The sequence below is a fragment of the Mesorhizobium sp. M1E.F.Ca.ET.063.01.1.1 genome (assembly GCF_003998155.1).
GTDB lineage: Bacteria > Pseudomonadota > Alphaproteobacteria > Rhizobiales > Rhizobiaceae > Mesorhizobium.
Window position 1 is genome coordinate 1 of the sequence record NZ_RZSC01000932.1, and the last position, 2,012, is coordinate 2,012.

Below are 2,012 nucleotides of genomic sequence, written 5' to 3' on the forward strand. Positions count from 1 at the left end.
GTCTGGAAGGACTGGACCGGCAAGATCAAGGAAGCGACGGGCCGCAAGGGCAAGCCGCTGTTCATGCCTCTGAGGCTGGCGCTTACTGGGCAGACTTCTGGGCCTGAGCTTTCAGATCTATTGCCGCTGATGGGTCGGGAAGGAACGCTGGCCCGACGACCCTGACCTTGCGCTGTTCCGGCGGCAAAGCCGAAACCGGCGACACCGGCGCCTTGGTGGTCAGGCGCTTGATCGCCTCGCGGTCAAGCCCGCCTTCGGCATTGGCAAGCGTTTCGGGGTCGGCGCCGGGATCGGGCTTCGAGGCCGGCACCGGCATGAAGGGCGTCGCCTCGCTGTCCGGCTGCGACTGCTCGGGATTGGGCGGATTGCCGGCGATGATCGAAAAATTGCCGGCCTGGGCATTGCAGCCGCATTGCGGCGGCCGCGAGTAGTTGGCCTGCTTGTAGAGATAGGCGGTCGGCAGCTCGCTGTAAGGTTGGCCGGTCACCGACGAGGTCATGTTGCCGGCATCATCTTCCATGCCTTGCGCGTAGAAGACCTGCATCTCGGTGCCGGGGCAGCTCGATTCGCAATTCTTCTGATCGCGTTCGAAATCGCCGTAAGAGGCAGCGTTCGACATCGGGAAGAAATAGCCGTCGCAGGTGCGCACGCAAACCGTGCGGAACTCGCCGCTCTGCCTCGGCAGGTCCATGCCGTCCGGCTGGTTTATGACGCGGCGGATGTTGCGGACGCTGGGGTCGTCCGGCGGAGCATCGGCCACTCCAGGCGTGTCGAGCGTTTCGATCTCCTGATCGCCGCGGCCGAAAAGCTGCTCGAAAAGATTGCCGCCGCCATTGTTGCGGGCAGCCTCTTCGATCGGCGTGCGCCGCGGCGCGACCTCGTCGCCGCGGCAGCCATTGGCATCAAGCGCCGCAAGAATACGGCTGCGGTCGCGCCGCGTGCCGCCGCCGGCCAGCCGCTCTCGCTTGGCCTGCAAGGTGTCGAGATTGGCGTTCATGCGCTCTATCGAGGCATTGATCGCCGCGCATTGGCTGACATTGCGCGAAAACAGAGTAAAGCCGCAATTGGCGTCGCTGGCGCGGCTTCGCGCCTTCGCCAGCTGCTCGCGCTGTCGCGCGATCGCGTCGTCATATTTGCGGATCAGGCCCGGTTCGCCGCCACCGCCGCGCGCGGCGGCAAGCTCGGCTTCGAGCTGGCGGCACATGCGGGAGGCCGCCTGCGGCTCGGTCACGGCGACAGCCGACGCCGCCAGCGCCGCAAGCAGCGCCGCGAGATGCGTCAGCTTCAATCCTTTCATCCGCCAGAAACCCCGATTGCCGTGGCCGGAAGGCTACCGTGTTCGTGGTTAACTGTTCCCTAGTAAAGGCAGGTCGGGCCACACCGATGCCAGCAAAAGCAGAACGATTCCAACAAACGAAACGTTCCAAACGAGCGAGCGGAGCAGGGGAACGCCGAATGCATAGAGCGGAAGATAGACCAGCCTGGCCGAAAAATAGAGTCCGGCTCCCCACTTGCTGAGCGCGGTCTCGTGGGCAGCCGCGTGAACAAGAAAAACCGCCGCCACGAACACCGGAAATGTCTCGACGAAGTTTCGCAGTGCCCTTTCCAGGCGCCCTGCCACACCTGTGAGCGGAGGGACTTCGGCGTCTCGGGCGCTGGCCGTCCAGCGGTAACCTCGCTGGAAGCTCGCCGAATGCGAGGCGAGAACGATGTGAATGAAACAGAGCACGCAACTTGCGGCGAGCATGGCTAGTTCGAAGCTCATTCAACCCTCGCATCTGCCCATTCGTCTTTCGCGCTTGAACGTCGAAGCGTGGCAGTGAGGCCGTGATGGCCGCAACCACCTTACAATGAAGCATCATCGGTGTTTACGGCCAGAGCGTCCTCAACCCAGATCGGCGATCGCCTGCGCCTTGTGCGCCGCCTCGACCACCGCCAAAGCCGTCATGTTGACCACGCCGCGCGAGGTCACCGAAGGCGTCAGGATATGCGCCGGCTTGTCGGTGCCGAGA

At 64.0% G+C, this 2,012-nt stretch carries 1 protein-coding gene and 2 pseudogenes; 1 reads left to right on the forward strand and 2 read right to left on the reverse strand.

What is annotated here, in order from left to right; translation table 11 throughout:
* Positions 1-165, forward strand: a pseudogene (locus EOA29_RS43470) (glutamate--tRNA ligase); the annotation flags it as partial.
* Between the two features lie 238 nt (positions 166-403).
* On the opposite strand, the pseudogene EOA29_RS44115 reads toward EOA29_RS43470, so the two are convergent.
* Positions 404-1,297 (reverse strand): annotated as a pseudogene (locus tag EOA29_RS44115) (DUF2865 domain-containing protein); the annotation flags it as partial.
* A 48-nt stretch (positions 1,298-1,345) separates the two neighbouring features.
* Complete coding sequence (locus EOA29_RS34415; RefSeq protein WP_126093758.1) at positions 1,346-1,765, reverse strand: MAPEG family protein; 420 nt, start codon at positions 1,763-1,765, stop codon at positions 1,346-1,348.
* Positions 1,766-2,012: the final 247 nt, after the last annotated feature.